The 26,412-nt window shown below is 66.2% G+C and carries 30 protein-coding genes and 1 riboswitch; of the genes, 12 read left to right on the plus strand and 18 right to left on the minus strand.

Translation table 11 applies throughout. From position 1 onward, the window contains the following. Positions 1 to 61: 61 nt before the first annotated feature. Positions 62 to 358, minus strand: coding sequence for a 50S ribosomal protein L28 (gene rpmB, locus N1F91_RS07130; RefSeq protein WP_289991056.1), 297 nt, complete (start codon positions 356 to 358; stop codon positions 62 to 64). Between rpmB and N1F91_RS07135 the strand changes: the two genes are divergently transcribed. From N1F91_RS07135 to N1F91_RS07145, 3 genes are read left to right on the plus strand one after another with little or no spacing between them, the layout of a single operon-like run. Then, on the plus strand, positions 357 to 1,427 hold the full coding sequence (locus tag N1F91_RS07135) for a DUF3108 domain-containing protein (protein ID WP_289991057.1): 1,071 nt from the start codon (positions 357 to 359) through the stop codon (positions 1,425 to 1,427). The two genes, rpmB and N1F91_RS07135, sit on opposite strands and share 2 nt — an antisense overlap. Before the next feature lie 37 nt (positions 1,428 to 1,464). After that, positions 1,465 to 2,346: an EamA family transporter gene (locus N1F91_RS07140; protein WP_289991058.1), complete on the plus strand. Its 882-nt coding sequence runs from the start codon at positions 1,465 to 1,467 to the stop codon at positions 2,344 to 2,346. Further along, positions 2,343 to 3,017 carry a lysoplasmalogenase gene (locus tag N1F91_RS07145; protein WP_289991060.1) on the plus strand — a complete coding sequence of 225 codons (675 nt, stop codon included), beginning with the start codon at positions 2,343 to 2,345 and terminating at the stop codon, positions 3,015 to 3,017. Before N1F91_RS07140 ends, N1F91_RS07145 begins: the two co-directional genes overlap by 4 nt. Before the next feature lie 43 nt (positions 3,018 to 3,060). Here the strand turns inward: N1F91_RS07145 and N1F91_RS07150 are convergent, their stop codons facing one another. The 9 genes from N1F91_RS07150 to gloB all read right to left on the minus strand — a co-directional run bounded on the left by N1F91_RS07150 (position 3,061) and on the right by gloB (position 12,262). Then, positions 3,061 to 3,813 (minus strand): energy transducer TonB, encoded by a 753-nt coding sequence (locus N1F91_RS07150; RefSeq protein WP_289991062.1) that lies wholly within the window; start codon positions 3,811 to 3,813, stop codon positions 3,061 to 3,063. A gap of 128 nt (positions 3,814 to 3,941) precedes the next feature. Further along, entirely contained in the window at positions 3,942 to 4,409 is a 468-nt protein-coding gene (exbD, locus tag N1F91_RS07155) for a TonB system transport protein ExbD (protein ID WP_289991064.1), read from the minus strand. 5 nt (positions 4,410 to 4,414) lie between these two features. Beyond that, positions 4,415 to 5,353 carry a tonB-system energizer ExbB gene (exbB, locus tag N1F91_RS07160; RefSeq protein WP_289991066.1) on the minus strand — a complete coding sequence of 313 codons (939 nt, stop codon included), beginning with the start codon at positions 5,351 to 5,353 and terminating at the stop codon, positions 4,415 to 4,417. 191 nt (positions 5,354 to 5,544) lie between these two features. Next, on the minus strand, positions 5,545 to 6,162 hold the full coding sequence (locus tag N1F91_RS07165; protein ID WP_289991068.1) for a biliverdin-producing heme oxygenase: 618 nt from the start codon (positions 6,160 to 6,162) through the stop codon (positions 5,545 to 5,547). Positions 6,163 to 6,256: 94 nt separating this feature from the next. Further along, complete coding sequence (locus N1F91_RS07170) at positions 6,257 to 9,001, minus strand: TonB-dependent receptor (RefSeq protein ID WP_289991069.1); 2,745 nt, start codon at positions 8,999 to 9,001, stop codon at positions 6,257 to 6,259. 226 nt (positions 9,002 to 9,227) lie between these two features. Then, a complete protein-coding gene (locus N1F91_RS07175) occupies positions 9,228 to 10,142 on the minus strand; it encodes a FecR family protein (RefSeq protein WP_289991070.1) in 915 nt (304 codons plus the stop codon). Positions 10,143 to 10,300: 158 nt separating this feature from the next. Then, positions 10,301 to 10,834, minus strand: coding sequence for an RNA polymerase sigma factor (locus N1F91_RS07180; RefSeq protein ID WP_289991071.1), 534 nt, complete (start codon positions 10,832 to 10,834; stop codon positions 10,301 to 10,303). Positions 10,835 to 11,048: 214 nt separating this feature from the next. Further along, positions 11,049 to 11,498 carry a cupin domain-containing protein gene (locus N1F91_RS07185; RefSeq protein WP_289991073.1) on the minus strand — a complete coding sequence of 150 codons (450 nt, stop codon included), beginning with the start codon at positions 11,496 to 11,498 and terminating at the stop codon, positions 11,049 to 11,051. Beyond that, positions 11,495 to 12,262, minus strand: coding sequence for a hydroxyacylglutathione hydrolase (gene gloB, locus N1F91_RS07190; protein WP_289991075.1), 768 nt, complete (start codon positions 12,260 to 12,262; stop codon positions 11,495 to 11,497). Before gloB ends, N1F91_RS07185 begins: the two co-directional genes overlap by 4 nt. Before the next feature lie 100 nt (positions 12,263 to 12,362). On the opposite strand from gloB, the gene N1F91_RS07195 reads away from it, so the two are divergent. Next, entirely contained in the window at positions 12,363 to 13,118 is a 756-nt protein-coding gene (locus N1F91_RS07195; protein ID WP_289991137.1) for a class I SAM-dependent methyltransferase, read from the plus strand. A 39-nt stretch (positions 13,119 to 13,157) separates the two neighbouring features. Next, positions 13,158 to 13,358, plus strand: a complete 201-nt coding sequence (locus N1F91_RS07200; protein WP_289991077.1) for a hypothetical protein — start codon at positions 13,158 to 13,160, stop codon at positions 13,356 to 13,358. Positions 13,359 to 13,365: 7 nt separating this feature from the next. Here N1F91_RS07200 and metW read toward each other — a convergent pair whose 3' ends face one another. Together metW and N1F91_RS07210 are read right to left on the minus strand one after the other, a co-directional pair. Further along, a complete protein-coding gene (gene metW, locus N1F91_RS07205; protein WP_289991079.1) occupies positions 13,366 to 13,983 on the minus strand; it encodes a methionine biosynthesis protein MetW in 618 nt (205 codons plus the stop codon). Then, positions 13,983 to 15,158 carry a homoserine O-acetyltransferase gene (locus N1F91_RS07210; RefSeq protein WP_289991081.1) on the minus strand — a complete coding sequence of 392 codons (1,176 nt, stop codon included), beginning with the start codon at positions 15,156 to 15,158 and terminating at the stop codon, positions 13,983 to 13,985. Before N1F91_RS07210 ends, metW begins: the two co-directional genes overlap by 1 nt. 69 nt (positions 15,159 to 15,227) lie before the next feature. Continuing rightward, a riboswitch (SAM riboswitch) is annotated at positions 15,228 to 15,305 on the minus strand. Between the two features lie 99 nt (positions 15,306 to 15,404). Here N1F91_RS07210 and hisC point away from each other — a divergent pair. Beyond that, positions 15,405 to 16,508 carry a histidinol-phosphate transaminase gene (gene hisC / locus N1F91_RS07215; RefSeq protein WP_289991082.1) on the plus strand — a complete coding sequence of 368 codons (1,104 nt, stop codon included), beginning with the start codon at positions 15,405 to 15,407 and terminating at the stop codon, positions 16,506 to 16,508. A gap of 2 nt (positions 16,509 to 16,510) precedes the next feature. Beyond that, positions 16,511 to 17,446, plus strand: a complete 936-nt coding sequence (locus N1F91_RS07220) for a prephenate/arogenate dehydrogenase family protein (RefSeq protein WP_289991083.1) — start codon at positions 16,511 to 16,513, stop codon at positions 17,444 to 17,446. Positions 17,447 to 17,471: 25 nt separating this feature from the next. Here the strand turns inward: N1F91_RS07220 and N1F91_RS07225 are convergent, their stop codons facing one another. Further along, positions 17,472 to 18,461, minus strand: a complete 990-nt coding sequence (locus N1F91_RS07225; RefSeq protein WP_289991084.1) for a DUF2125 domain-containing protein — start codon at positions 18,459 to 18,461, stop codon at positions 17,472 to 17,474. Positions 18,462 to 18,527: 66 nt separating this feature from the next. Here N1F91_RS07225 and N1F91_RS07230 point away from each other — a divergent pair, with 66 nt between their 5' ends. Then, positions 18,528 to 19,049 (plus strand): gamma-glutamylcyclotransferase, encoded by a 522-nt coding sequence (locus N1F91_RS07230; RefSeq protein WP_289991086.1) that lies wholly within the window; start codon positions 18,528 to 18,530, stop codon positions 19,047 to 19,049. A gap of 22 nt (positions 19,050 to 19,071) precedes the next feature. Here the strand turns inward: N1F91_RS07230 and N1F91_RS07235 are convergent, their stop codons facing one another. The 5 genes from N1F91_RS07235 to ftsE all read right to left on the minus strand — a co-directional run bounded on the left by N1F91_RS07235 (position 19,072) and on the right by ftsE (position 23,105). After that, the gene (locus N1F91_RS07235; protein ID WP_289991088.1) at positions 19,072 to 19,779 is read right to left on the minus strand and encodes an HAD family hydrolase; all 708 of its coding nucleotides are present in this window, start codon (positions 19,777 to 19,779) and stop codon (positions 19,072 to 19,074) included. 12 nt (positions 19,780 to 19,791) lie between these two features. Beyond that, positions 19,792 to 20,592, minus strand: coding sequence for a 1-acyl-sn-glycerol-3-phosphate acyltransferase (locus N1F91_RS07240; protein ID WP_289991089.1), 801 nt, complete (start codon positions 20,590 to 20,592; stop codon positions 19,792 to 19,794). Positions 20,593 to 20,670: 78 nt separating this feature from the next. Next, positions 20,671 to 21,489: a YdcF family protein gene (locus N1F91_RS07245; RefSeq protein ID WP_354670527.1), complete on the minus strand. Its 819-nt coding sequence runs from the start codon at positions 21,487 to 21,489 to the stop codon at positions 20,671 to 20,673. Then, on the minus strand, positions 21,482 to 22,459 hold the full coding sequence (locus N1F91_RS07250) for an ABC transporter permease (RefSeq protein WP_289991091.1): 978 nt from the start codon (positions 22,457 to 22,459) through the stop codon (positions 21,482 to 21,484). The genes N1F91_RS07245 and N1F91_RS07250 overlap by 8 nt, the downstream gene beginning before the upstream one ends. Further along, positions 22,446 to 23,105, minus strand: a complete 660-nt coding sequence (gene ftsE, locus N1F91_RS07255) for a cell division ATP-binding protein FtsE (protein ID WP_289991093.1) — start codon at positions 23,103 to 23,105, stop codon at positions 22,446 to 22,448. The genes N1F91_RS07250 and ftsE overlap by 14 nt, the downstream gene beginning before the upstream one ends. Before the next feature lie 256 nt (positions 23,106 to 23,361). On the opposite strand from ftsE, the gene N1F91_RS07260 reads away from it, so the two are divergent. The 4 genes from N1F91_RS07260 to pncB all read left to right on the plus strand — a co-directional run bounded on the left by N1F91_RS07260 (position 23,362) and on the right by pncB (position 26,322). Beyond that, positions 23,362 to 23,934 (plus strand): hypothetical protein, encoded by a 573-nt coding sequence (locus N1F91_RS07260; RefSeq protein ID WP_289991095.1) that lies wholly within the window; start codon positions 23,362 to 23,364, stop codon positions 23,932 to 23,934. Further along, on the plus strand, positions 23,934 to 24,476 hold the full coding sequence (hpt, locus tag N1F91_RS07265; RefSeq protein WP_289991097.1) for a hypoxanthine phosphoribosyltransferase: 543 nt from the start codon (positions 23,934 to 23,936) through the stop codon (positions 24,474 to 24,476). The genes N1F91_RS07260 and hpt overlap by 1 nt, the downstream gene beginning before the upstream one ends. Positions 24,477 to 24,545: 69 nt before the next feature. Next, complete coding sequence (locus N1F91_RS07270) at positions 24,546 to 24,908, plus strand: response regulator (RefSeq protein ID WP_289991098.1); 363 nt, start codon at positions 24,546 to 24,548, stop codon at positions 24,906 to 24,908. Between the two features lie 109 nt (positions 24,909 to 25,017). Further along, on the plus strand, positions 25,018 to 26,322 hold the full coding sequence (gene pncB / locus N1F91_RS07275) for a nicotinate phosphoribosyltransferase (RefSeq protein WP_289991099.1): 1,305 nt from the start codon (positions 25,018 to 25,020) through the stop codon (positions 26,320 to 26,322). Positions 26,323 to 26,412 lie beyond the last annotated feature (90 nt).

Raw genomic sequence — 26,412 nt, forward strand, 5'->3', positions numbered from 1 at the left:
ACCAGAAAGGCGGGCCGGAAGCCCGCCTTGCGATAATTTTCGGACAGAGCCGAAAAGCGGATCAGGCAGCCGGCTGGTCGGCCAGCTTCTTGGTGATCTGCTTCTTCAGGAGGCGGGCGCGCTGCGAAAGCTCGGCCACGTCGGCCTTGAGCAGGAACGCATCGAGGCCACCCCGATGCTCGACCGAGCGAAGCGCATTGGCCGAGATGCGCAGGCGGACGCTCTGGTTGAGAGCCTCCGACATCAGCGTCACGTTGACGAGGTTTGGCAGGAAGCGGCGACGCGTCTTGTTGTTGGCGTGGCTCACATTGTTGCCGTACAGGACGGCCTTGGCGGTCAGTTCGCAAGCGCGGGACATGGTTCTCTACCTTCGGTTCTCGTCGGACCAATTGACCGACCCGCACCAGACCGTATGGCGCGCGGGCTTTGTCAGGCGGCCTCGTGGGAAAAAGTCGGGGTTCCATAGTGGGAAACAGACCGATCGTCAAGCGCGGCCCCCCGCGCAAACGACTTTCCCGTCTTCCACCGTCCCCCGATTGCTTCTGCCACAGATTAGCCGGAACTTCCTGAAAAAAGAGCAGCTCTGGAGCATGAACTACCGATCGGCTTCACACGAGGACCAAACATTGCCACACGCGTCCAGCCTCCGCCGAAAAGCGGCGGTCCTTGCCGCCACCCTCGTTCCTGTCGCGGCCTTGGCAGCGCCCGCTGACGGCGCTTCTCTTCGTTCGGAGTATGCCACGTCGCTTTACGGCATCGTGCTCGCCCGGTCGACCTTCGAGAGCAGGATCGACAAGGACGGCTTTGCCATCAGCGGCCAGCTGACGAGTTCCGGGGTTGCCAAGATATTCGACGACACCCGCGCCAGCGCGACCGCGAGCGGACGCCTTGGAGCCGACGGACCGCTGCCGCGGAGCTACGGCGTCGACTATACCTCGGGCAACAAGAAGAAGAAGACCACCATCGCCTTTGCCAACGGCGCTGTCGTCAGCGCCGAGAACACGCCGCCGGTCCGGACCAACCGCAAGGACTGGATCAAGGTCGAGCAGGATCATCTGACAGGCGTCGTCGATCCGATTTCCGCTGCGCTGGTGCGCGCCGCCTCGCCCGCCGACGTCTGCAACCGCACGATCCGCATCTTCGACGGTGCTCTGCGTGCTGACCTGCACCTCAAGCCGGCCGGCTTTGGCACCGCTTCCGTCTCCGGCTACAAGGGCGACACGGTGAAGTGCTCGGCCCGCTTCGTGCCGGTATCCGGGTATCGAAGCAACAACAAGTCGATAGCCTTCATGCGGAAGTCCTCCGACATCGCGATCGCCTTTGCGCAGGTCGGTACCTCAGGTGTATATGCCCCCGTCGAGGCGACGGTTGGCACGCAGGTCGGCACGATCAAGGTTCAGGCCGTTCGCTTCGAAATGGTGAAATAGCAACCGGAAGCCTCGCTCCCGGTCGGGAGCGGCGGGAATGGCGCAGGCGACTTTGATCGGCTTTTCGGCGGTGATGATGTGGGCGCTTCTGGCGCTCTTCACCGACGCGTCCGGTACGGTTCCGCCTTTCCAGCTGTCGGCCATGACCTTCGCCATCGGTGCCGCGGTCGGTTTTGCCGCGCGCGGTCTTTCGGCGACCCCGGTCGAGCGAGTGGCGATCCCACCGGTCGTCTGGCTGGTCGGTATCGGCGGTCTCTTCGGCTACCATTTCTTCTACTTCACGGCATTGCGCAACGCGCCGGCCGTCGAGGCGAGCCTGATCGCCTATCTCTGGCCGCTGCTGATCGTTCTCGGCTCGGCGCTGATGCCGGGCGAACGGCTCGGCTGGCATCATCTCGTCGGCGCGCTGATGGGTCTGGCCGGCACGGCGCTGATCGTCAGTCGCGGCGGCGGATTCGAATTCGACGCGCGCTACGCCTACGGCTACGCCATGGCGGGGGTCTGCGCCCTCCTGTGGTCGGCCTATTCGCTCCTGTCGCGCCGCTTCCAAGCCGTCCCGACCCGCATCGTGACATGGTTCTGCGCCGCCACCGCATTGCTGTCGCTCCTCTGTCACGTGGCATTGGAGGAGACGGTCTGGCCGCAGGGTGCCGGCCAGTGGCTCGCGGTGGCGGGTCTTGGTCTCCTGCCGGTGGGCGCGGCCTTCTATGCCTGGGACCACGGGGTCAAGCGCGGAAACATCCAGGTGCTGGGAGCCGCAAGCTATGCCGCGCCGCTGCTGTCGACGCTGGTGCTGATCGTCTTCGGCTTCGCGGAGCCGACGCTGACGATCCTCGGCGCCTGCCTGCTGATCACGGCCGGCGCGGCGCTCGCGGCCAAGAACATGATCCTGTCGCGGCCGAAGGCACCCGCCGAATGATGCCGTTTCCGGGCGGCATCGAGGCGGCGTCCAACGGCACGCTGGTCCTGTCGGCGGTGGCGGCGGCACTCTATCTCATGATGGTGAGGCGCCCGCCGTCGTACCGGCGAACTGCGGTCAAGACGGCGTCGGTCGCGCTGCTCGGCGTGCTGGTCCTCGTTGCAGGCGGACCGACGCTTCTCGCGGCCGCGCTGGTCCTGTCGGCGCTCGGCGATCTCTTTCTGGCGGAGGATGGCGACCGCGCCTTCGTCTCCGGCCTGGCCGCCTTTCTTTCCGCGCACCTCGTCTACGTCGCATTGTTCGGCATGGCGGGCGGCGGCGGGGAGGCAATCGCTGCGGAGCCCGTCCGCCTCGCCGGGGCCGTGATCATTCTGCTGTTTGCGGCCGGAATGTTCCATCGGCTTCGGCCCGCCCTGCCGCGCCATCTCGTCCTCCCGGTCGGGCTCTACGTCGCGGCCATCATGGCGATGGGACTGACCGCAGTCACGCTGCCATCGCTCGCGGTGATTGCCGGCGCGGTCCTGTTCATCGTGTCCGACGCCGTCCTGGCCGCCGGCCGGTTCCTCATCCCGGCGGATTCGCCGCGCCAGGCCCTCGTCGCGCCGGCCGTGTGGGTGTCCTACTACGTCGCCCAGGTGGCGATCACGCTGGGGTTCCTGCTCGACCGATGACGACGCTGCGGCCACGTGCGGCAGGCCCGGGCGGCGCCCGGCCTCATCGCACGCTGAATCGAATGGGCGCCGTGATGCTCGTTGCCGCGCCGGGGGGAGGCGGCGGCACCGGCGAGACCCGGCGCACGAGCGATAGCACCTCGTCGTCGAGATCCCGGAATCCCGAGGAGCGCGCGAGCACGACCGACAGGACGTTGCCGCTGCCGTCGATGCTGAACCGTACATAGGCCGTGCCCTGCTCGCCGCGCGCGCGCGCGGCTGCCGGATATCGCTTCCGGCGTTCCAGATGCGCCATGAGCCGCGACTGCCACCGGGTCGGAGACATCGAGGATGTCCCCGAGGCGCTCTGGCTGCCGGCATTGCGATCCGAACTCCTGACCTGCGCCTGTGCACGGGTGGCGGATGCCGAGGCGGCCTGCTGCTGGTCTTGTCTGCGCGGCTTCGACGCCTCGAGCTTTCGAGGCTCGGCCTTCTCCTTCCGTTCCTGAGGTTGCGGTCGGAAGGCCGGGAGGGGAACGTCGACGCTATCGGGAAGAATCACGGCATCATCCTCGGCGGATGCGGTCTCCTCTACCGCCGTCGGGTCCGGCTCCACCGTGTCGTTTTGCGCCATTGCTTCTTCCGTCATGCCCTCTTCGGGCGGTGCCTCGTCAGGCGTCGGCGTCGCCTCGGCAGCGTTGCTCGGAGCGGTCGTTTCCAGATCCGGCGCAATCTCGTTCGTCTCGGTGAAGACGGCTTCCGGTTCGGGAGCGAGTTCGACCATGATGGCCGCGGGCGGCGCGTCCTCGGCCGCCACGGCGGGTGGCTCCCGAAGCAGCCATGCGGCCCCGCCGACATGGGTGGTCGCCACGGTGATCGCGGCGCAGATCCACAGGGCTGCCTCGGCGAGCGGCGTGCTGCGGCCGGGGGCGTCGACGAAGCGGCTCACGGCGTGGAGGTCTCCTCCGGCCGGCCCGTCGCTTCGCCTGGGGCAGGCACGGATTCGAGCCCGACCAGCGCGATCTTAAGGTATCCGGCAGCGCGCAGCAGGTTCATGGCCTCCATGAGTTCGCCATAGCTGACGGCCTTGTCCGCGCGCAGGAAAACGCGCGTCTCCTTGTCGCCCCGGGCAGTCGCATCGAGTGCCGCGGCAAGCTCCTCTCTCGTCACCGCCTCGTCTCCGATCGCCAGCGACAGATCGGCCATCAGCGTCAGGTAGAGCGGCATGTCGGGCCGCTCCTGCGGCTGCGCAGTGGAAGCCGGCAGATCGACTGCGACGTTGACGGTCGCGAGCGGCGCGGCCACCATGAAGATGATGAGCAGCACCAGCATGACGTCGATGAACGGCGTGACGTTGATCTCGTGGTTCTCGTCGAGGTCGTGGCCGCCACCTTCGCGAATGCCTCCGGCCATGGCCTCTACCCCGCCGCCTGCCGCGCCGCGGGGGATGCCACCTTTCGGCGGTCGAGGTCGAGGCTGACCAGCCGCTCGACCGCGGCGGAGGCATCGGCGAGCACCTGCCTGTAACCGGCGATGCTGCGGGCGAAGACGTTGTAGAAGACGACTGCCGGAATGGCGGCGACAAGGCCGATGGCGGTCGCCAGCAGCGCCTCGGCGATGCCCGGAGCCACGATCGCCAGGTTGGTGGTCTGCGCCTCCGAGATGCCAATGAAGGCGTTCATGATGCCCCAGACCGTCCCGAACAGGCCAACGAATGGTGCGGTGGAGCCGATCGTCGCGAGGATGCCCGTGCCGCGCGAGAGCCGGCGACCGGCCTGCGATTCGATGCGGGTCAGGTGCGACTGGACGCGATTGGAAAGCCCCCGGGTCCCGGCATGGTCGAGCATCGGTTCGGAGCGGGACATCTCGCCTTCGGCTGTACGGATCATGGAAGCTGCCGGACCGCCGCGGCCAGAAAGCGCGAGCGCAGCGTCATCCACGCTCGACGCCTCGACAATGCTTGCCAGTGTGCGACGGGCCTTTGCCCGGGCGAGGGCGATCTCGATCGACTTTGCAAGCCAGATGGTCCAGGTGATGAAGGAGGCAAAGGCCAGACCGGTCATGACCGCCTTCACCACCCAGTCCGCGGCGAGGAACATGCCCCACGGCGACAGGTCGTGCGGCAGATCGGGATCACGGCCTGACGCACCGAGCAGCCGAGAGAGCGCCGCCGTTCCGCCGAACAGACCGTCGGCCGCCCCCGGCGCGGCCGGGGCATCGGCGGCCGGACCGGAACCGGGAACCGGCGGGTTGGCGGGCGCCGGCACGGCGGAACCTGCATCGGGCTGCGCGACGTTCTGTGCCGGATCGACCGGGGCTGCCGACGCAGATGTCGGCAGTGTTCCTTCTTGCGGCATCTCTGCGGTCTCGCCGGCTTCCGCCCTGGTTTCTGCTGCGGGAGATACCACCGGTGCAGCGTCCTGTGCCCGCACGGCGGATGCGGACGCGAGGACGAGCGTGGCGCCGAGGAGAAGGATTGCTCCGTTCCAGCAGGACAATCGGGTGCTCCGTCGGCGTTTCGCAGCGGGACGGACGGGAGCTGCCATGCTCACGGGAACATCTCCATCACCAGACCGTGCACCCGCCGGAAGGCGGCCTCGGCGCCCGCGACCACGCGCGGCTCCTCGTCGACGGTCAGGGGCAGCGCGTCGAGCGCGGCGGTGAAGGTCCGCCAGTGCAGGCCGCGTCCTTCCGGGGCGGCGCCGAGATGGCACGCTCCGAACCTCTCCGACAGGCCGATCTTGCCCGCTTCCTTGAGCAGGAACGCAGCGCCGAGATTGGAGCCCTCGGCGACGTAGAGCCAGCCGAGGACGGTCGCGAGGTCGGCGGGCGCGCCATCCGCGAACACCGGTTCCAGCCCATGGTCTGGCGGAAGAACGCCGAGGTCGGCCAGATCCCTGACGATCAGCGGGAGCCGTCGTCGGACCTTCAGGTCCGGCAGGACTGCTTGCAGACCGGCGTCGTCGTACAGCGCGTCGATATCGCGATGGAACGCATGCTGCAGCGAAAGGAAGCGGCCGTAGCGTTCGCGGCTGGCAAAGGGCTCCCTGCGCATGATCGCCCGGTCCAGTCGGTCGTGCGTCTCGCCCGTGGCCGCCTTGAGGCGCTTCCCGCGCGAAGCCTGCTCCGCCCCGGGCTTCGTCGTCGATGTCTCGTCCGTCGGCATTCGTCTTCCTGTCTTCGTTTCGGCCGGCCCGCCGCCTGGCGTGGACCGGGTGATGTTCGCCGTGGGCCCGCGGTTCCTGCGGATCGGCGCTGGATCAGAATTTCACGTTCATGCCCATCAGGAACGTGCGGCCGGGCGCGATGTAGCTGGCCGTGGCTGGGATGTAGCGCCGGTCGGTCACGTTGTTGAACGACAGGTTGAGCGTCGCCTGACGCCCGATGTCGAATGACCCATGGAGATCCAGGGTCGTGTAGGGGTCTCCTGTCTCGGTGAGGTTGCCGTTCTCGTCGAGATAGCGGGCGAGGTTCGGCGTCACGTGATTGACGCGGGCACCCAGCCGGACCCTCCTGTCGAACAGGCGCACCCCGGCATCGACGGTGACCTTGAAGCGGGGCGGCACGGCTCCGGCGAAGGCGAAGATCTCGCCGGTCGTCGAACCATCGCTGTTGGTGAATATCTGCGTCGTCTGCGGCCATGTGGTCTCGAGCCAGGTCGCGGCAGCGCCGACCCAGTAGGTGCCAGCGTCGTAGTTACCCTCCAGTTCGAGGCCCTTCATCGTGGTGTCCTCGGCGGCGTTGACGAAGCTGTCATATTCCTGGGTCGTCACGTCGCTCGTCCGGATCCTGCCGATGACGATGTAGTCATCGATCGTCCGGTGGAAGGCGGATGCCTTGAACCGCAGGCTGTCGCCGCCCTGGACGACATCGTCGAGCATCACGTTGACGCCCGCTTCCCAGGTCCGCGCCCGCTCCGCGCGCAGGTCCTGGTTGGGCGCTGCGGAGGTGCCGGCTGTGTTGGTCGGGATGACGGAGCCGGAGAAAAAGGCCTCGTTCGTCGTCGGCGGGCGCAGGCTGTGCGCATAGCTGACATAGGGCCGCAGCCAGCCCACCGGCTTGAACTCGACCGTGGCGGTCGGCAGCCAGGCACCGTCGGTTCGGTCGACCTCGGTCTCGTGCTCGGGATAATCGGTGACGTAGGTGGTGACGCCGCGAACCACGGTGCCTGCGGCGCGCCAGACACCGTCGATCGGCTCGCCCGCCTGGACGAGGAGATTGCAGTTGGTCTGACGCGCCGAATCACTGATCGGCTGGCCGTTGTTCGGATTGAGCCCGGTTTCGCAGATCGCCTTGCGCAGATTATAGGTTGTGAGGCTATTGACCTGCGCCCATTCGGCCCACGTCGTCACCGCCTGTGCAGTCCGGTCCGGCGTCGTCGTCGTGGTGACGCGCCGGTTGTAGTAGCGGGCCGTTCCATGCAGCCTGTACCAGTCGTAGCGCAGGCCCGCCGACAGCGTCATCCAGTCGACCGGCTCGAGGGTGCCGTTGACGAAAGAACTCACGACATCGCGCTGGCCCGGGCGGTTGTAGGGCAGCCAGCCTGTGGCGATGAGCGGATCTTCCGCGATGTCCTCGTTCATGACGTGGCTCGTCGCATCGTCGCGGAAGGCTTCGACGCCGTAGTTCAGGCTGAACGGACCTGCGGCCGTGTCGAACGCGCTCGTGTTCTGAAGCGTGCCGCCGAAGCTCAGGAAGTCGCGTTCCTGGAAGGTCTCCGGGTCGATCAGGATGCCGCTGGCAATTCGCGCGTGACGGGTCTCGTCGCTGCGGGAACTGTTGAGCCACAGGTTCGCCTCAGCATTGATCAGCGGGCTTTCCGGGTTCCAGGCGACGTTGGCGCTGACGCTGTCGTTCGCGCTCTCGAAGTCGCTGCCCACGGTCGTGCCGGTCGGACTGTAGCTGAAGTCGTTCTGCTGGTGCATCCAGGAGAGCGATGTCCGGACGTCTCCGAAATCCCCCTCCAGCTTCAACAGGGAGGACCAGGTCTCCCTGGCCGTCATGTTGTAGACGTTGGAGCCCGTGACCTCGCCGTGCTCGCCATTCTCGTAGTCGCCCATCTGCGTCCTGCTCAGGCCGGCCGTCAGCGAGAAGATGTCTCCCAGGCGGGTCGCGGCGATCACCGATCCCTGGAAGTCGCTCGCGTTGCTTCCGGTCGTCGCATCGAGCTCGACGCCCCAGATCCGACCCGGGCCGATGATATCGTCAGCATTGATGGTACGGAAGTCCACTCCGCCGCCGAGCGATCCCGCGCTGCCCGCCCTCGCGCCGGGGTTCTTGTCGATGTCGACCCGCCGGATGAAGGCCGAATCGACATAGGCCGTGCCGTAGCCGCCCATGCCGCCGCCATACCGTCCGCCATCCTGCGCGTTCTGCCGCGCTCCGTCGATCGAGACGACGACGCGCCCCGAATCGCCGACGCCGCGAATATTGGGCGAAACCGTCGGAAAGCTCCCCTGGCCTTCGCCCGAATAGACGCCCGGCGCGCTGGCGATCGCATCGCGCACGTTGCGAGCGCCTGAACTGCGGATGGCCTCGCCAGAGACGACGCCGACCGAAGCCGGCGTCTCGTAGACCCAGTCTGGTGTACCCTGGAAACCCGCACCCGAAGCGGCGTCGCTTCCGCTTCCGGCGGTGACGTCGATCGTCCCGAGCAGGATCGACCCCTCCGCGTCCGGAGCGCCCGCGGCTGGGTCGCTTATCGTGACGGTGCCGGCGTTTGTGAAGGCATAGGCGAGGCCGCTGCCCTCGAGCAGCCGGGACAGTGCCTGATCGCGCGTGAAGCGACCCGAGAGCGCCGGGCTGTTTCGCCCGGCGACGAGGCTCGACGGAAAAAGGAGGCGCAGGCCCGCCTGGTCGGCGAAGGTGGTCAGGGCCGAACCGAGGCTCTGCGGTCGGATGTTCAGCATGAGGATCTGCGCCGCCGTTCCCTGCGCATGCGCGGGTTCCCGGTGCGCTGCCCCGGCGACTGCCAGGAACGCCACCGACACCAGCAGCGCCGCCATGACCGCTCTTCGCCGCGCCCGGCCTGCGCCGGTCTTCTTTGCCTCTTTTCGCATGGAGTATGCCCCGTCCTGCCTCGTTGACTCGTCGAGGGCGTGGCTGGCGGGTGAAACGCTGTCTCGCTGGCCCTCGGATCAAGGACGCAGCGGCGGGCGCGATCTTGCACCGTGAGTCGGAAATAAAGTTGAGTATTCGACGCAGCTATTAATCCCCGAACGAGGCCTGCCGCTACCGGATGAGCGTCACCAGAGGCAGTCGCGTGATCCGAACGGGGAGCGTCGCCTCGATGGCGCCGAGCACGGCCTCCGGTTCCGTCAGATCGAAGACTCCCGTCACCTCCAGCGACCGGAGCCGGTCGCTGGCGATCACGATCCTGCCGGTTCGATAGCGTTCGAGTTCGGCCACGACGTCGCCGAGCGGACGGCGGTCGAAGATGAGCTTGCCCCTGCGCCAGGCTGTCTCGGCGTCGGAATCGATCGTCTCGGGCGGCGAGGGAGGGGCGGTACCGTCGTAGCGCACCCGCTGGTCGACCGTCGCGATCACGAGTGAGGATGGCGCGGCCTCCGTGGCAATGTCGACGGTGCCTTCTATCACGGTGACCACCACCTCCCGTGGCCGGATGTCGACGTCGAAGACCGTCCCGACCGCCCGCGTCCGCCCGGCACCGGCCGCGACGATGAACGGCCGGGAAGGATCGTGCGCGACGGTGAATGCTGCCTGGCCCCCGTGGATGCGAAGCAGGCGCTCCCGGGCGCTGAAGTCGACGGACAGTGAGGTGCCGGCGTTGAGGAATGCGGACGATCCGTCGTCCAGAAATAGGTTGCGCTGCTCCCCGATGCCGGTGACGTGGTCTGCGAGCAGGTGCGGGCCGATCGAACCGGACCGCGCGAGGAGGGCGCCGCCCGCTACCAGGATCCCGGCGCCCAGGACTGCCCGTCGCGTCAGCTTCACCTTCCGGTCGGCGCGGCGGACCCGGGTCCCGGCGATCCCCACGCCGTGCCAGATCGCCTCGGCCTCCCGCGCTGCCTGTTCGTGCTTCTCGCTTGTTTGCCGCCACGCCGCAAACGCCACATGGTCGTTCGCGGTGGCCCGGCCGGAATTCAGCCTGACCATCCAGTCGATGGCCTCGTCGCTCAGAACCATGTTGTCAGGGTGTCTGCCCTCGGATGTCATGAAGTCGGCCGTCGCCCTGCACCTGCGGTGGTCGCGGCCCGATCCTGCGGGCGCGCGCGCTCATGTCTGCCACGTACATCAAGGACGAGACGAGGCGACGGAAATTGCACCGCAGCCCAGCGGAATCATCATGCCATGTTGCGGAAATGATCGCGGCAATGGCGCAGGCTCTGCGCCAGATATCGTGCGACCATGCTTTCGGAAACCTTCAGCCGGCCGGCAATCTGCGCGTGGGAAAGTCCGTCGCAGCGGTTGAGCAGCAGCGCGGCACGCGGCTTCGGAGGAAGCTCGGCGAGGGCAAGGACGAGTTGGCGCAACTGATCCCGGTCGATCGCGACGGTTTCGGGCGAGGGGGAACCGTCCACCACAGCTTCAAGGACGGCGTCCTCGCTGATGCAGCGCGACGTGTGCCGCTGCTCCTTGCGCAGGAGATCGATCGCGATGTTTCCGGCGACGCGAAGGATGAAGGCCTGCCGGTCTCGAACTTCGACCGGTCTGGACTGGATTCTCGCGAGACGCAGCCATGTCTCCTGCAACGCGTCCTCGGCCAGTTCGTGCGAGCCGGTGCGCTTCTTGAGCGCCATGCGGAGCGTTTTCAGCTGGCGCAGGTAGACCGATAGAAGGTCGTCGGAAACCTCGGCCGGTGTGTTTGTCGTGGACATGGCGGCAACGCGGTAAACGGGGCGAAAGCCCGCGCGTCTCTGTGCCGCGAGCTTGGGGGCTACCTGCAAGTTCAGATAGCCTGCCCGCGAAATCCTCGCAACGCCGATGATTTAGAGTCATTCCAGACCGGGAAGAGGACCTCTTGCTCGACCATCCGCCGGGCAAGACAACCAGCCGCTTCGAGGGAGACCGGATGGCCGGACCGTGCAGCCATCACGAAGCCTGCTGGCGTCCTGGCTTCCAGCCAGGGGGCGCGAGTTCGAAGGCGGCGAAGTCGAAGCCGGGGGCGACGGTGCACCCCACGAGCGTCCAGTCGCCGAGGCTCCGGGCCGACTGCCAGGCAGCGGCCGGCACGATGCCCTGCGGACGCTGGCCGGACAGGATGTCCGGTCCGAGCGTCAGCCGCTCGACGTTGACCCCGTCGACTGGAATCGACAATTCGAGCGGTGCTCCGGCATGGTAGTGCCAGACCTCGACGGCATCCTTCACCAGATGCCAGTGCGATACCTGTCCGCGCTCCAGCAGGAAATAGATCGCGGTCGAGTGCCCGCGCAGCCCGCCCGCTGAATCGCGAAACGTCTCCACATACCAGCCGCCTTCGGGATGCGGCCGCATGCCCAGCGCCTCGATGATCGGGCGCGCCTCCGTGGCGCCGCCGCTCACGCGATGTCCTTGCGCTTGCGGATCTCGGCAAAGACAGCCTCGTCGGTCGCATCCTCCATGCCGAGATTGCGGCGGATGATCGGATCGTGTGCTCGCAGGAACGGGTTCGTCGCCATCTCCTGCATCAATGTCGTCGGCAGGGTCGGCAGGCCCTGCGCTCGTAGCCGATCCACTTCGGCCGCGCGCGTCTTCAGGGCCGAGTTGGTTGGGTCGATGCCGAGCGCGAAGCGGGCGTTCGACAGCGTGTACTCGTGTCCGCAATAGACCCTCGTCTCGAGCGGCAGTGCCGTGAGCTTCTTCAGCGAGGCGAACATGTCCGGTGCCTTGCGTTCGAACAGCCGGCCGCAGCCGAGCGAGAAGAGCGTGTCGCCGGTGAAAGCGATGTGCGAGTCGGGGAAGTGATAGCAGACATGTCCGGCCGTATGCCCCGGGGTCTCGATCACGCGCACGGTCTCGCCGCCGAAGCGGAAGGTCTCACCGTCCCGCACCGTGCGATCGATGCCGGGTATGCGCGCAGCTTCCGATTCGGGGCCGATGATCGTCAGACCGAACTTCTCCTTCAGCGCCAGGTTGCCCTCGACATGGTCCGGGTGGTGGTGCGTCGTCAGGATGACCGTCGGCGCCCAGCCGGTGCGCTCGATGGCGGCGAGAATCGGTCTGACCTCCGGCGCATCGATGATGGCGGTCTCGCCGGTCGCCGGATCGCGCGCGAGCACGCCGAAATTGTCGCTCCGGCACATGAACTGTTCGATTTCCAGGGTCATTCCGTACCTCATTCGTGCTGTGCGGGAACGATAGGGCGCGGCATCCGTCTTCGCCACCCTTTCCTTGCGGTGTCGGCGCCGGGCGACTAGCGTGCGCGCCATGCACACCGACATCGTCGATCTCCGCGCCTTCTACTCGACGACCCTCGGGCGACTGGCCGAGCGGTCGATCGCCATGGCGCTGTCCAGCATCTGGTCGACGTTGCCCAACGAGCGCCTCGTCGGCCTCGGCTACACCCTGCCCTGGCTCGACCGGTTCGGCGTGGAAGCGGAGCGGGTCTTCTCCTTCATGCCGGCGACCCAGGGCGCGATCAACTGGCCGCCGCACGGGCCGTCGGCAACGGCGCTCGTCTTCGACGAAGAACTTCCGCTGTTCGATTCCTCCATCGACCGCATGCTGATGGTGCACGCGCTCGAACACGCCGAGAACCCGCGCGAGACGCTGATGGAGATCTGGCGCGTGCTGGCGCCGGGCGGACGCCTCGTCATCGTGGTGCCCAATCGCCGCGGCGTCTGGGCCCGCTTCGAGCACACGCCTTTCGGCACCGGGCGCCCCTGGTCGCGCGGGCAGATCCTGTCGCTCCTGCGGGAAACCAACTTCACCCCGGCGTCCTGGGCGGAAGCGCTGTTCTTTCCTCCCTCGCAGAGCCGCTGGGCGTTGCGAGCGCATCAGATCATCGAGCGCACCGGTCGACGGTTCTGGCCGATGTTCTGTGGTGTCCTGATCGTCGAGGCACAGAAACGGCTCTACCAGGGCCTGCCGGTCGCGCAGCGCGCCTCACGCCGCGTCTTCGTGCCGGTCCTCGCGCCACAGGGTGCCGCGAGAACGCCGACCTTAACCGGGAATTTACCCTGACGGCGCACCATGTCTGCATCATCCGAAGGGTGCAGGGGCATGGCGAAGACGAACGAGATCACGCGACTCGATGACCGGGCGCTTCTGCGGCAACTGGTGCGCGAACTGGTCGACGGAGGCTACTGTCTCGACGAACTCGACGTGAAGCTGAGCCAGATCGTTCCCGTCGATCTCGACCTTCTGCACGAGTGTTTCCTCGAAGTCGAAGGCGCCGACGCATCGGCCCGGCGCGCCGCCTGAACCAAGGCTAGCGCTTCAGCACGAAAACAGCCTGCTGTCCGAACAGGTTCCAAAACCACCAGGGCATCGAGACGCCGATGGAATGGCCCTCGCGATCGAGCGCCATGGCGCTTTCGACCGTCGCACCGACCTCTTCGCAGAGCGCCACGAAATCCCGGATCGTGCAGAAATGGATGTTGGGCGTGTCGTACCAGCTGTAGGGCAGGTCGCGGGTCACCGGCATCCGGCCGCGAAACAGAAGCGACAGCCGCACCCGCCAGTAACCGAAGTTCGGGAACGACACGATGGCGCGCTCCCCGATCCGCAGAAGCTGCTCCAGCACCTCGCGCGGGTTGCGCGTCGCCTGCAGCGTCTGCGAGAGGATCACGTAGTCGAACCCCTTGTCGGGATAAAAGACGAGGTCGGTGTCGGCGTCGCCCTGGATGGCCGACAGCCCGCGTGCCACGCATTCGTTGACGCCGCGCTGGGAGATTTCGACGCCGCGCCCGTCGACCTGCTTGTCCTGCTCCAGATAGGCCAACAGTTCGCCATCGCCGCAGCCCACGTCGAGCACGCGGGCCCTCGGAGCGATGAAGTCTGCGATCAGCTGGAGATCGATGCGCGGTCCGTTGCTGTTGACGCTCATCAGGCCAGTTCCTCCAGCCCGCGCGCGCGGGCGGCCGAGCGCAGGAAGCCGTCGATCGCCGAGAAGAGCTCCGGCTCGTCGAGCAGGAAGGCGTCGTGGCCGCGGTCGGTCTCGATCTCGACGAACGACACCGAGGCGCCGGCCGCGTTGAGCGCATGGACGATCGACCGGCTTTCCTCCGTCGGAAACAGCCAGTCGCTGGTGAAGGAAACGAGACAGAAGCGCGTGCTCGTGCCGCGGAAGGCGTCGGCCAGGCGTCCGCCATGGTCGGCGGCGAGATCGAAATAGTCCATGGCGCGGGTCATGTAGAGATAGGAGTTCGCGTCGAAGCGGTCGACGAAACTCATGCCCTGGTGGCGCAGGTAGCTCTCGATTTGGAAGTCGGCGTCGAAACCGAAGGTCAACGCCGCGCGATCCTGCAGGTTTCGCCCGAACTTCCGGTGCAGGGCGGCCTCCGAGAGATAGGTGATGTGCGCGGCCATGCGGGCCACTGCGAGACCCTTTTCTGGACGCGTGCCGGCCTCGATGTAGCGCCCGCCGCGCCAATCGGGATCGGCCATGACGGCCTGCCGCCCCACCTCGTGGAAAGCGATGTTCTGCGAGGAATGCCGCGCGCCGGTGGCGATCGGCAGCGCGGTGTGGACGCGCTCGGGATAGGCCGACGCCCATTGCAACACCTGCATGCCGCCCATCGATCCGCCGATGACGGAAAACAGCCGGTCGATGCCGAGATGGTCGACCAGCATCACCTGCGCTCGCACCATGTCGCCGATGGTGACGATGGGCATGTCAAGGCCCCAGGGCTTGCCGGTCTGCGGGTTGATCGTCGCAGGCCCGGTGGAACCGAGGCAGCCGCCGATCACGTTGGAGCAGATGACGAAGAAGCGGTTGGTGTCGATCACCTTGCCGGGACCGATCAGCACCTCCCACCAGCCAGGCTTGCCGGTCACGGGATTGTTGCTGGCGACATGCTGGTCGCCGGTGAGCGCGTGGCATATGAGAACTGCGTTCGAGCGGGCTGAATTCAGTTCGCCATAGGTCTGGTAGGCGATCTGGAACGGTGACAGGACCTTGCCGGAATCGAGCTTCAGCGGCATGTCGGCACCGAACCGGACGACCTTGCTCGACGGTTCGGTGGCTTCGTTGTTCGCGATGCGGGCGCGCTCGGCGGCCATGGTCCCTTCTTTCCACCGGTCGGGCCCGCGCAACAAAAAACCGGCGTCGCACGGGTGCAAGGCCGGTCACGAAACACGCAATCGGCCCTTTAGCGAGTTGTTTAACGTGGCTGCAAGCCGACCGGCCAAATCACCACGAAGTGGCGGGTCAATATCCTCCGCAGCCCTTTGCGTCAATGGCAAAGCTTTGCTAGAGCAGGCCGCGCATTCCGGGGCGCCCGCCCCAACCCGACAGGACAGCCGACAATGACCGAGCTTCAGCGCCCGCAGCCCAAACCCGGCGTGATGGACATCGCGGCCTATGTGCCGGGCAAGAGCGCGGCGCCAGCAGGCGTGGCCAAGGTGCACAAGCTATCGTCCAACGAGAGTCCGCTCGGTCCATCGCCGAAGGCAATCGAGGCCGTCCGCGAGGTCGCGGCAAAGCTGGAGTTCTATCCCGACGGGGCAGCGACGCGGTTGCGCGAGGCGATCGCCGAGGCGCACGGGCTGAACCCGGCCAACATCCTGTGCTCGAACGGCTCCGACGAGGTGCTGGGCCTGCTGGCGCTCACCTATCTCGAACCGGGCGACGAGGCGATCTTCACCGAACACGGCTTCCTCGTGTACCGGATCTACACCCAGGCAGCGAGCGCGGTGCCCGTGGCTGTAAAGGAAACCGACGAGACGGCCGACGTCGACGCGATTCTCGCGGCAGTGACGCCGAAGACGAAGATCGTCTTCCTCGCCAATCCGAACAACCCGACCGGAACCTACATCCCCTTCGACGAGGTGCGGCGTCTGCATGCGGGCCTGCCCAGGCACGTGCTTCTCGTGCTCGACGCGGCCTATGCTGAGTATGTCCGGCGCAACGACTACGAGTCGGGCATGGAACTCGTGTCGTCCTCGCACAACGTGGTCATGACGCGCACCTTCTCGAAGATCCACGGCCTGGGCGGGGCCCGGATCGGTTGGATCTACGCGCCGGCCGAGATCATCGATGCGCTGAACCGCGTGCGCGGTCCCTTCAACGTCAATGCAGCGGCTATCGAGGCGGGCGTTGCGGCAATGAAGGACCGCGCCCATGTCGAGGCGGCGGTCGCGCACAACGACCGGTGGCTCGCCTGGGTGACACAGGAAATGGCCGCGCTCGGGCTGCGCGTCACGCCGAGCGTCGGCAACTTCGTGCTCGTCCACTTCAACGAAGGCGAGCGCCATTCGGCTGCTGCGGCGGACGAGTATCTGACGCAGCGCGGCTACATCCTGCGCCGCGTGACCGGCTACGGCTTCCCCAACGCCCTGCGCATGACCATCGGTTCGGAAGAGGCCAACCGCGGCGTCGTGGCGGCGCTGGCCGAGTTCCTGAAGACCTGATCATGGCCGGTCCCCTGTTCGAACGCGTCGCGCTGATCGGCATCGGCCTGATCGGGTCGTCGCTCGCCCGCGTCATCCGCCGCGAGGGCCTCGCCGGCAGCCTCGCCATCTCGACCCGCAGTCGCCCGACTCTCGACCGTGCGCAGGAGATCGGCCTCGGCGACAGCTACCACGTCGATCCGGCGTCCGCCGTCGCGGACGCAGATCTCGTCATCGTCTCCGTGCCGGTGGGCGCGTCGGGTGATGTCGCCCGTGTGATCGCGCCGGCACTGAAGCCGGGTGCGATCGTCACCGACGTCGGCTCCACCAAGGCGTCGGTGATTGCGCAGATGGGCCCCGAACTGCCCCAAGGCGTGCACTTCATTCCGGGCCACCCCCTGGCGGGCACCGAAAAATCCGGCCCCGATGCCGGTTTCGCTTCGCTGTTCGAGAACCGCTGGTGCATCCTCACACCGCTGCCGGACACCGATCCCGCCGCGATGGAGCAACTGGCGGAATTCTGGCGTCGTTGCGGCTCGAACATCGACACGATGGACCCGAACCACCATGACATGGTGCTGGCAATCGTATCGCACCTGCCGCACATCATCGCCTACAACATCGTCGGCACGGCCGACGATCTGGAGACGGTGACCAAGTCGGAGGTAATCAAGTACTCGGCCTCGGGTTTCCGCGACTTCACCCGCCTTGCCGCATCCGATCCGACCATGTGGCGCGACGTGTGCCTGCACAATCGCGACGCCATCCTCGAGATGCTGGCCCGCTTCTCGGAGGACCTTGCCTCGCTGCAGCGGGCGGTGCGCTGGGGAGACGGCGACAAGCTGTTCGACCTGTTCACCCGCACCCGCGCCATCCGCCGCTCCATCATCGAGGCCGGCCAGGAAATCGACGCGCCTGATTTCGGCCGACAGGTCGTCGCGCATCCAGAGAAGAGTTGAACTGTGGATTGGGTCTTGGAGCGGGTCAGTTCACCGCCGGCAGCCGACCGAGCTGGATGAACGCAATCCGCGCGCGCCCCTTCTCGATCCTCAGCGGAAGGGATGCATTTCCGAGCATGGCGAACCCTGCCATGACCGAACGGATCTGGTCGGCCTGATCCGGCAGCGCCGCTGCGAGAATCTCGCCCACCTCGGCCGGTCGATCCATCTCCACCTCGAGCTTGGCGTCGATCAGTCCATCCGGCCCGATCGAGACGGGTCCCGAGACGCTGATCCCGGCCTCGTCCGTGAAGAAGGCGGACGCCGAACGCACGACGAAGCTGATGCCGCGCAGGCTGCCGGGTGGGGCTTCGGCAAGACGCACGCCTTCCTCGACCGTCATGTCGACCTCGACGCGCGACAGGTCGATCCCGCCGAGTTCCGGGGGCGTGACGCGAAGGGAGCGGGCCTGGACGAACAGGTCGAGGTCACCCTCGCGCTGACGCATGTGCGCTTCGCCGGCGAGCGCCTTCAAAACGGTCCAGCCGCTTTGACCGATTGGCGTCGTGTCGACGTTGAGGTCCTCCAGCGTCATCGAGGCCCGCTGCGGGAGCGGTTCGTCGAGCGACGCGGAGAAACGCACGCCTTGGCCGGTGGCGCCGAAACCGCCCCGCTCTTTGGAGAGACGCAGCTTGATGTCGTCCATTTCCCCCACGATCCTGTAGGGGTTGTATATCTGCGCGGCAGTGCGAAAACCGTTACCCTCGACGGCAATGTCCTCCCGGCCATCGACGAAACTTACCCGGTCGCAGAACAGGCCGATGCGGAACGGATAGCCGCGCGCCTCGCGGTTGGAGCACTGCGCCTGGCCCCCCTCGCCGCTGGCTCGGTACAGTGTCTGGTCGACGTTCTGCTCGATCATGCCGCCGACGTAGAACCAGCCCGCGGTGTAGGCCGCGATCGCGAGGATGATGCCGATGGCGAGCCAGATGAACTTGGAGCTGCCGCGCCCTCCCTGCGTGTCACTTGACGTCATGCGGTCGACCTCGCTAACCCTCGCCGCCGGCGGTATTCCGGCCCGTCCATGGAATAGGCTCTGCATATGGGCGATTTTTGGGTGTTCGGCTATGGCTCACTGATCTGGCGGCCGGGTTTTGCCCATACGCGCACGGTCCGCGCCCGCATACACGGCTTTCGCCGCGCGCTCTGTGTCCGCTCCTATGTCCATCGGGGGACGCCTGAACGGCCCGGACTCGTGCTGGGCCTCGACCGCGGTGGCTCCTGCGTCGGCCTCGCCTTCCAGGTGCCGGGGGACTTGCGTGACGAAGTCATGGCCTATCTGCGCGAGCGCGAGCTGGTCACCCATGTCTACCGCGAGAAACTGCTGCCGATCAGCCTGCCCTCGGGCGAGCGAACCGAGGCCGTTTCCTACGTCGTCGACCGGCGCCACGAACAATATGCGGGCGCGCTGCACGCCGATGAGGCAGCCGCGCATGTCCGCGGTGCCGTCGGGCGATCGGGGCCGAACGAGGAGTACGTCCTCAACACGGTCGAGCATCTGCGCGCGCTCGGCATCCGCGACCATTGGCTGGAGGACGTCGCGGGGCGTCTCGGCAAGGGCTGACTGGTCTACCCCCGGCCCGGCGTCAGCCGATCGCCTCGACGATCGCCGCCAGTTCGCCGAGATGGTCGATGGCGCGGAAGCGCGGGTGGTCGTTCGGCGGCGCGACATGCTCCAGCACCCAGGTGAGTTCGTGCGGCACGTGCACCCCCCAACCGCCGGCCTCGATCGCCGGCACGACGTCCGACTTCAAGGAGTTGCCGACCATCATCGCCCGCTCCGCGCCGTCCCCGTGACCGGCGAAGATGCGCTCGTAGGCCACCCGCGTCTTGTCGCTGACGATCTCCACGCCGTCGAAGAGTTCGCCGAGGCCGGACTGCGCCAGCTTGCGCTCCTGGTCGAACAGATCGCCCTTGGTGATCAGCAGGATCCTGTGCGTTCCGGCAATGCGCTCCAGCGTCTCCCGCACGCCTGGCAGCGTCTCCACCGGATGCGACAGCATTTCGCGACCTGCCGAGAGGATACGCTCGATGGTCGATGCGGGCACGCGCCCTTCCGTTACCTCGATCGCGGTCTCGATCATCGACAGGGTGAAGCCCTTGATGCCGAAGCCGTAGAGCCGCAGGTTGCGCTTTTCGGCCTCCAGCAGGCGTTCCGACAGGTGGTCCGGCTGCGCGTGATCCGACAGCAGTTCCGTGAAGTGCTGTTCCGTCATCCGGAAGAAGCGCTCGTTCTGCCACAGCGTGTCGTCCGCGTCGAAACCGATCGTGGTGAGGTTCCGCATCGTACGCATGGCGCGCTGTCCCTAGCGTGCGCTGTCGCTCACCGGCCGGCCGAGCTCGGCGAGCCGCTTGCGGGCGCTTTCGGGCAGCGCAGGCGGGTTGGAGCCGTGCGCGGCGTCGATCAGCAGCTCGTCGACCACGCTTTCGGTCTCGGCGATCAGGCGGCGCATGAACTCCTCCTTGGGCAGGCCGGGCGGAATGGGCGGCAGGAAGCGGGCCTTGATGGTGCCGGGATAGCGCATGAACTTGCGGCGCGGCCAGTAGAGACCAGCGACATGCGCGACCGGAACCACCGGCATACCGAGCTGTGAATACAGCTCGACGATGCCCCACTTGTACTCCGGCTCGGCGCCCGGCGCCTTGCGGGTTCCCTCGGGATAGATGATCAGCTGGCGGTTCTGCTCCATTTCCTTGCGCGTGCGCGCGACCACCGCCTTCAGCGCGGCCGACCGCTTGCCCCGGTTCACCGGCACCATCCGCATCTTGGCGACGTACCAGCCGAAGAAGGGGATCCACATCAGTTCGCGCTTCAGGATGTAAAGCGGATCGCGCAGATAGGGAAAGAACGCGATGGCGTCCCAGAACGACTGGTGCTTGGGTGCCAGGATGAAGGAGCCTTCCGGCAGGTTTTCCACCCCGGTGATCTCGAACCGGGTTCCAACGACCACCGTCTGCAGCCACAGGCTCGATCGCGACCAGAATTTCGGGACGAACCAGGCGAGATGCCGCGGCGCCAGGAAATAGAACGGCGTCCATAACAGCATCTGCAGGATGAGGTTGAGATAGAAGACGATGTTGTAGGCAAGCGATCGGAGAACGAGCATCAGGGGCGCCGCGCGATGTTGAGCGGTCGTACTAGCACCGGCCCCGCCAAAGGGGAACCTCGCCGACTTCCCGCCGGCTCAGTCCGCGTTTGCGCTGCGCGTCGGCACGGACGGCTGCGTCGTGCCGACGAAGGGGCTGCGGGCGACGGCGGTGAGGAACTTCGTATACTCGGTGAACAGCACGCGCACGGCGTCGGGTTTCACAAGCCAGCTGCCGTCGTCCAGCCGGCTGTTCACCACCGGATAGGGACGCAGCTCCGTGGTCTTCAGCAGTCGGCGCATCTCCAGCAGGCTGCGCGGCATGTGGTAGTTGTTGGTGACGAGGATGATCGACGAATAGGCATGCTCGTTCACCCATTTGGCACTTTCCGCCGCGTTGCCGATCGTGTCGATGGCTGCCCTGTCGATGTCGATGCAGCAGGAAAACAGCCGGTCTTCGGCTCCCATCACAGCCTTCAGCTCCGAATCGCGGGCGACGGGATTGACGCCGCTGATCAGCAGGCGCCTGCCCTTGCCCGAGCGGAGCAGGTCGAGGGCGGCATCGAGGCGGAACTGACCGCCGGTAAGCACGATGATGGCGTCGGCACCGGGCGGATCGGCCGGCGTCTGCAGATGGCTGATCTGGTTGGCGAACCAGCCGAAGCCGGCGACGAAGGCGAGACCGGCGATTGCGGACGTCGCAAGAATGGTTCTCCCCAACCAGCCGAGCCGGTTCGGTCGCGGTCCGCGTGTGTCGGCCCGATCCAGTTCCATTTCGCCGTCGCCGCCACCCTTTCTTCCGTCGCGCGAAGGTCTTTCATAACCTGCAATTGCGGCGATCGATAGAGAGGTGCGCGCCTTGCGATCCCGCGCCACGCTGGCGTCGATCGCCGATGAACTGGACGCCGGATCAATCATGGTCCGTCCGCCCGATATCGATACTGTTCAGGCGCGCCACGACGGTGAAGTGGGTCGTCGCAGCCGTCAGTCCGGCGACCAGCGCCAGAATGAACAGGACGCCGACATAACCCGTCGTGCCGATGACGAAGTTGCCGAACAATGCCGTCGCCTGATCGGCCTCCGGCGTGGCGATGTTTCGCGAGGACCACCAGGCAAACATGACGAAGACGATGATGGCCGCGAGACTGCCGGCGGCGGCGCCCTTGAGCCCGATCCAGAGGAAATGGCGGCGAAACTCCGCAGCGATGAACTGCGACTCCGCGCCTACGAAATGCAGCACTTCAATGACGGGCCCGTTCCCGGCCATGGCGCCGCGGGTGGCGAAGACGACCGTGAGCACGGTGGCAGCGAGCATCAGCACCAGGATGGCGATTCCGATGAGCACGGTCGTACGCGCCATCGAGACCAGACGGTCGACCCAGTTGCGGTGGTCGTCCAGGCTGACGTTCGGCACGGCCGCGCGCAGCGCCTGGCGCATGGAAGCGAAATCGGGCGGCGCGTTTTCGTCTATGGTGACGATGACGAGCCGCGGCACCGGCAGTTCGTCGATGTCCAGTCCCGCGCCCAGCCAAGGTTCGAGGAGCCGCGCGGTCGCGGCGCTGTCGACGATCGACGCGGACCGCACGCCGCTGAACCCGGAGGCGATCGCCTGGGCCTGCGTGAGCGCTGCATTCATGTCGAATCCGTCGTCAGGCTTGATCTGGATTGTCGCCTCGCGCGCGATCTGGGTCTGCCAGACGCTGGCCGTATCGCGCACCAGAGTGACTGCTCCCAGGGTGAGGCAGGACAGGAACGTCATGATCGCGATCACGATGACGAGCGCGTGACCGGCCACACTCCGCTGCGGCACGATCGATGTTGCGCGACGCCAGGTCTTGGCGCCCGAGCCGGCGCGCGGGATGGCCGGAGGAGCTTCAGTCATGGACATCGAGCCGGCCTTCCGCGAGCACCATGCGGCGGGCTTCCACCTGGTCCATCAAATGGAGGTCGTGCGTGGCGATCACCACCGCCGTCCCCGACCGGTTCAGTTCGATGAAGAGGCGCAGCAGCCGGCGTGCGAGCGTGGGATCCACGTTGCCCGTCGGCTCGTCGGCAAGCAGTATCTCCGGCTGCTCGATCAGCGCCCGCGCGATCGCCGCGCGCTGCTTCTCCCCGCCCGACAGGACTGGCGGCAGCACGTGCAGCCTGTCGCCCAGGCCCACCCACTTGAGCAGTTCGACGACGTCGCTCCGGTAGCTCGCCTCCTCGCGTCCGCGCACGCGCAGCGGAAGCGCGACGTTCTCGTAGGTCGTCATGTGGTCGAGCAGGCGAAAGTCCTGGAAAACGATGCCGATCTTGCGCCGGATCAGCGGCAGTTCGGCGCGCAGGATCTGAGTGCGATCCTTCCCGAAGACCGTGATCAGTCCCCGCGTCGGCGCGAGCGACAGGAAGAGCAGGCGAAGCAGCGTGGTCTTTCCCGCTCCCGAGGGTCCGCAGAGAAACTGGAAGGACCCGCGCGGAATGTGGAACGAGATGTCCCGGAGAATCTCCGGTCCCATGCCGTACCTCAAGCCGACGTTCTCGAATCGAATCACTGTCTCTGCGGCCTTGATGCGTGGCGTCCGTGGCGGAACGCGGGACGTTCCTGCCGGGATGGTTAACGAGCGGTTAAGAAACCGCGTGCCGAAACGGAAAGGCTGCCCGCACGGCAGCGAAACATTAACCATTTCCGCTTAACCCGTGGAAGGGTTTCCACAAGGACCGCCGGGCCCGATGTTCGACGTGCGACACCTCCGCCCGATCTCGGGCGAAATCATGACGGACGGATGCGTCCGATCGTCTGCCCTGCCCTTGGCCGACGACATAGAGGACGCCGAGTTCGAGGTGCTCCATCTGTCATCGGTGATTCCCACCCGTTCGGATCGTATGGCCTCGCATGCGCGGCCCGGAGAGGGCGACCAGCCCGTCGGGATGGACATGCTGAAGAGCAGTCCCGGGCGGTCGTCGACTGCGCCGCGCGAACGCGCTGGGCCGCTCTTCTGGATCGTCGGAGCGGTGCTGGTGCTCGCCTCGTTCTGGATTTCGGGTGGCCATGCCGTCTCGGGATCGCTGCTCGCGCTCATGGCTCCCCCCGTGGGAGGGCCGATGCGGCTCGCGAACCTGACGTCGAGCTTGCAGGAGCAGAACGGCCGCCGCCTCGTCGTCATTGACGGTAGCGTCGAGAACACTGCTTCCGCTGCGAGCCTCGTGCCGACGCTCGCCATCGAAGTTACGGGTGACGCGGGCCGTGTGACCCGCTACACACTCGGTTCTGCGGGAGCGCTTGTCGAGCCGGGCGAGCATTACCGTTTCTCCAGTCGCGTCAATGCGCCCATGGGTATCGTGGCCGGAGTTTCCGTGAAGATGGCCGAGAGGAACGACTGATGCCTGTTGTGCGCGGCAAGGAGATCGAGGTTCTGTTCAGCGCGTCCGCGATCGCGCGGCGCAACCTCGAACTCGCCAAGGAGATCGCCTCGCGAGACTATCATGACCTCCTCGTGATCTCGATCCTGAAGGGCTCGTTCATTTTCGCAGCCGATCTGATCCGCGCCATGCACGACGCCGGCGCATCTCCGGAGGTGGAGTTCATCTTCATTTCGAGCTACGGCACCGGCACGACGAGCGGCGAGGTCCGCGTCCTGCGTGACATCGACAACGACGTCCGCGACCGCGACATTCTCCTCATCGACGACATTCTCGAATCGGGCAAGACGCTGAAGTTCACCCGCGAACTTATGATCGGCCGGGGCGCGCGCAGCGTCTCCATCGCGGTCCTGCTGGACAAGCACAGCAAGCGTCAGACGGAGCTCACCGCAGACTATGTCGGCTTCGACTGCCCGGACTACTTCGTGGTGGGTTATGGGATGGATGTGGCTCACGCCTTCCGCGAACTGCCGTTCGTGGGCGTCGTGAAGGGCGACGCCTGACCTCCGACCGATCTCCCGGATCGCGCGGCGCGGCGAGCATATGCAACCCGAAAGCGGGATTACGTGGGGATGAGCAAGATCCTGATCGTCGAGGACGACGAACCCGTTCGCACCCTTGCGGCTCGCGCGCTCGAGCGCGACGGGCACGTGGTCGAGACAGCCGAGGACGGTGAAGTGGGCCTCGACCGCATCCGCGCCTGCAATGGCGGCTACGATCTGATCGTATCCGACATTCGCATGCCGGCCATGGATGGCATCGAGATGGCGAAGGCTGCGGCCGCGCTGTTTCCCGGCCTGCGGATCATGCTGATCACGGGCTATGCCGACATGCGCGAGCAGGCCGAGGAACTCAGGAGCATCATCCTTGAGGTCCTGCCGAAACCATTCACCCTCGACCAGTTCCGCGCCAAGGTGCGCCAGCATGCGGCCTGAATGGCTGGCCCAATACCCGCAGGGTGCGGCGCTTGCCGACACAGGCTATTCGTCCTAGACCGTTGCGCCGTCGGGACCAGGCGGATCCGACCCGGTCAGGAGGGTGGACATGACGAAGACCGACATCGCCAAGCGGGTCCACGATCATACCTGGAAGCTCGATCCGATCATCCGGAGCCTGCTCGACACCGACTTCTACAAGCTCCTGATGCTGCAGATGATCTGGGGGCTCTACCCGGACGTCGACGCAACCTTTTCCCTCATTAACCGCTCCACGTCGGTCCGGCTTGCCGACGAGATCAGCGAGGGCGAACTGCGCGAGCAGCTCGACCATGCGCGCACCCTCAAGATGTCGAAAAAGGAGATGATCTGGCTCGCCGGCAACACCTTCTACGGCAGCAGGCAGATCTTCCAGCCTGACTTCCTCGCCTGGCTCGCCGATTTCCAGTTGCCCGAATACGAGCTCAGCCGCCATGACGGCCAGTACGAGCTGCGCTTCCATGGTCGCTGGAAGGAAACGAGCATGTGGGAGATTCCAGCGCTCGCCATCATCAACGAGTTGCGGTCGCGCTCGGCGATGAAGTCGCTCGGACCCTTCACTCTCGACGTTCTCTATGCCCGCGCCAAGGCACGGATGTGGTCGAAGGTGGAGCGCCTGCGCAAGCTGCCTGACCTGCGGATCTCGGACTTCGGTACCCGCCGCCGCCACTCCTTCCTGTGGCAGCGCTGGTGCGTGGAGGCGCTGAAGGAAGGCATCGGCAACGCGCTGACGGGTACCAGCAATGTCAAGCTGGCCATGGACACGGACCTGGAGGCACTGGGCACGAACGCCCACGAACTGCCTATGGTGCTCGCCGCGCTGGCCAGGGATGAGGAAGCCCTGATCGCGGCTCCCTACAAGGTGCTGCAGGACTGGAATCGCTATTATGGAGGCAACCTGCTCATCGTCCTGCCGGACACGTTCGGCACAACCTCCTTCCTGCGCGGCGCACCTGACTGGGTCGCCGACTGGACCGGCTTCCGCCCCGACAGTGCGCCGCCCATCGAAGGGGGCGAAAAGATCATCGACTGGTGGAAGGAACGGGGTCGAGACCCGAAGGAGAAACTTCTCATCTTCTCCGACGGGCTCGACGTCGATTCGATCGAGCAGGCGTATCATCACTTCCACGGCCGGGTGCGGATGACCTTTGGCTGGGGGACGAACCTGACCAACGATTTCGAGGGATGCTCCCCGATCGAGCGCGACGGCCTGAAGCCGATCTCGATCGTCTGCAAGGTCAGCGACGCCAATGGCCGACCTGCCGTCAAGCTCTCCGACAATCCGGAAAAGGCGACGGGAGATCCGCGTGAGATCGCCCGCTGCATCGGCATCTTCGGCAGTCAGGACAGGGTTTCTAAACCTCTGCGGGTGTAGGGCCGGATGCTTCGCTCCTATTGGAATTTAACGGACAATTAGTGCCGCCGAGCTAACGTGAACGGAAGCTGCGGGACGGTGCCTTGGTCG

This window comes from Aquibium sp. ELW1220, from assembly GCF_030398385.1.
Classification (GTDB): domain Bacteria; phylum Pseudomonadota; class Alphaproteobacteria; order Rhizobiales; family Rhizobiaceae; genus Aquibium.

Bases quoted from the DNA above. Each gene is read 5' to 3' on its own strand.
- N1F91_RS07135 (WP_289991057.1), top strand. From the start codon at position 357: ATGGTTCTCTACCTTCGGTTCTCGTCGGACCAATTGACCGACCCGCAC.
- rpmB (WP_289991056.1), bottom strand. From the start codon at position 358: ATGTCCCGCGCTTGCGAACTGACCGCCAAGGCCGTCCTGTACGGCAAC.
- N1F91_RS07140 (WP_289991058.1), top strand. From the start codon at position 1,465: ATGGCGCAGGCGACTTTGATCGGCTTTTCGGCGGTGATGATGTGGGCG.
- N1F91_RS07145 (WP_289991060.1), top strand. From the start codon at position 2,343: ATGATGCCGTTTCCGGGCGGCATCGAGGCGGCGTCCAACGGCACGCTG.
- exbD (WP_289991064.1), bottom strand. From the start codon at position 4,409: ATGGCCGGAGGCATTCGCGAAGGTGGCGGCCACGACCTCGACGAGAAC.
- exbB (WP_289991066.1), bottom strand. From the start codon at position 5,353: ATGCCGCAAGAAGGAACACTGCCGACATCTGCGTCGGCAGCCCCGGTC.
- N1F91_RS07165 (WP_289991068.1), bottom strand. From the start codon at position 6,162: ATGCCGACGGACGAGACATCGACGACGAAGCCCGGGGCGGAGCAGGCT.
- N1F91_RS07170 (WP_289991069.1), bottom strand. From the start codon at position 9,001: ATGGCGGCGCTGCTGGTGTCGGTGGCGTTCCTGGCAGTCGCCGGGGCA.
- N1F91_RS07175 (WP_289991070.1), bottom strand. From the start codon at position 10,142: ATGGTTCTGAGCGACGAGGCCATCGACTGGATGGTCAGGCTGAATTCC.
- N1F91_RS07180 (WP_289991071.1), bottom strand. From the start codon at position 10,834: ATGTCCACGACAAACACACCGGCCGAGGTTTCCGACGACCTTCTATCG.
- gloB (WP_289991075.1), bottom strand. From the start codon at position 12,262: ATGACCCTGGAAATCGAACAGTTCATGTGCCGGAGCGACAATTTCGGC.
- N1F91_RS07195 (WP_289991137.1), top strand. From the start codon at position 12,363: ATGCACACCGACATCGTCGATCTCCGCGCCTTCTACTCGACGACCCTC.
- N1F91_RS07200 (WP_289991077.1), top strand. From the start codon at position 13,158: ATGGCGAAGACGAACGAGATCACGCGACTCGATGACCGGGCGCTTCTG.
- metW (WP_289991079.1), bottom strand. From the start codon at position 13,983: ATGAGCGTCAACAGCAACGGACCGCGCATCGATCTCCAGCTGATCGCA.
- N1F91_RS07210 (WP_289991081.1), bottom strand. From the start codon at position 15,158: ATGGCCGCCGAGCGCGCCCGCATCGCGAACAACGAAGCCACCGAACCG.
- hisC (WP_289991082.1), top strand. From the start codon at position 15,405: ATGACCGAGCTTCAGCGCCCGCAGCCCAAACCCGGCGTGATGGACATC.
- N1F91_RS07220 (WP_289991083.1), top strand. From the start codon at position 16,511: ATGGCCGGTCCCCTGTTCGAACGCGTCGCGCTGATCGGCATCGGCCTG.
- N1F91_RS07225 (WP_289991084.1), bottom strand. From the start codon at position 18,461: ATGACGTCAAGTGACACGCAGGGAGGGCGCGGCAGCTCCAAGTTCATC.
- N1F91_RS07230 (WP_289991086.1), top strand. From the start codon at position 18,528: ATGGGCGATTTTTGGGTGTTCGGCTATGGCTCACTGATCTGGCGGCCG.
- N1F91_RS07235 (WP_289991088.1), bottom strand. From the start codon at position 19,779: ATGCGTACGATGCGGAACCTCACCACGATCGGTTTCGACGCGGACGAC.
- N1F91_RS07240 (WP_289991089.1), bottom strand. From the start codon at position 20,592: ATGCTCGTTCTCCGATCGCTTGCCTACAACATCGTCTTCTATCTCAAC.
- N1F91_RS07245 (WP_354670527.1), bottom strand. From the start codon at position 21,489: ATGATTGATCCGGCGTCCAGTTCATCGGCGATCGACGCCAGCGTGGCG.
- N1F91_RS07250 (WP_289991091.1), bottom strand. From the start codon at position 22,459: ATGTCCATGACTGAAGCTCCTCCGGCCATCCCGCGCGCCGGCTCGGGC.
- hpt (WP_289991097.1), top strand. From the start codon at position 23,934: ATGCCTGTTGTGCGCGGCAAGGAGATCGAGGTTCTGTTCAGCGCGTCC.
- N1F91_RS07270 (WP_289991098.1), top strand. From the start codon at position 24,546: ATGAGCAAGATCCTGATCGTCGAGGACGACGAACCCGTTCGCACCCTT.
- pncB (WP_289991099.1), top strand. From the start codon at position 25,018: ATGACGAAGACCGACATCGCCAAGCGGGTCCACGATCATACCTGGAAG.